Origin of the sequence: Vannielia litorea (assembly GCF_018424695.1) — a bacterium.
GTDB lineage: Bacteria > Pseudomonadota > Alphaproteobacteria > Rhodobacterales > Rhodobacteraceae > Vannielia > Vannielia litorea_A.
The window spans coordinates 1-805 of record NZ_QTNQ01000207.1 but is presented as its reverse complement, the minus strand read 5'-3'; the positions used below and the strand labels follow the sequence as shown (position 1 = coordinate 805).

At 74.3% G+C, this 805-nt stretch carries 1 protein-coding gene; it reads left to right on the top strand.

Going from position 1 to position 805, the window contains the following annotated elements:
* Positions 1-98: 98 nt before the first annotated feature.
* The gene (locus DYI42_RS23995; RefSeq protein ID WP_244868124.1) at positions 99-713 is read left to right on the top strand and encodes an ImuA family protein; all 615 of its coding nucleotides are present in this window, start codon (positions 99-101) and stop codon (positions 711-713) included.
* Positions 714-805: the final 92 nt, after the last annotated feature.

The following is an 805-nucleotide window of genomic DNA, read 5'->3' as shown; positions in this document are numbered from 1 at the left end:
GGGGCCAGCCCCCCACACCCCCCGGAGATATTTGCAGCAAGAAAATGAACAGGGCGGGAGAGGTTTACAGAACAAACAGCGAACATTATCTTTGGAGCATGCCCCGTGACACGCTCTCCCACATGCCCCACCGCCCGCGACGCCCCTGCGCGGTGGCGGGGGAGTTCACCCTGGCGCGGGGCCGGGTGCACGAGTTTTGCGGTGCCGCGCGGCGCACGCTGGCGCTGGCGGTCGCCGGGCAGCTCTCCGGGCCGGTGCTCTGGATCACCCCGGGCTGGCAGGCGAGCGCGCTCTGCGGCGAGGGGGTAAGCCGCTGGATCGACCCGGGGCGGCTGCTGGTGGTACGCGCCGGGCGCGCGATGGAGGAGCTCTGGTGCATGGAAGAGGCGCTGCGCGCGGGCGCGGTGCCGCTGGTGGTGGCCGAGCTGGAGGCGTCGCCGGGCATGGTGCCGGTGCGCCGCCTGCATCTCGCCGCCGGGGCGCCCGAGGGGCCGCCGCCGCTGGGGCTGATCCTGACGCCCGGCACGGGCGGCGCGCCGGGGATCGAGAGCCGCTGGCAGGCCGAGCCCGATCATGGCGCCGGCGTCACCCGCTGGCAGCTGCGGCGGCTGCGCGCCCGCATGGCCCCGCCCGCCAGCTGGCATCTCACCCAATCAGCCCCTCGCACCGATCTGGCGCTGGCGCCCCTGCCACAGCCGGAGACCACCCCCTAGCGCGCGCCCTGCTGCCAGGCATCCGCGCCTCTCGCCACACAGCAAATGCGATGAGGGGCCGAAGCGCCGCGAAGAGCTGCCCCCGGCCACCC

Excerpts from the sequence above, each read along its gene's own strand:
- DYI42_RS23995 (WP_244868124.1), top strand. The coding sequence starts at position 99 with ATGCCCCGTGACACGCTCTCCCACATGCCCCACCGCCCGCGACGCCCC.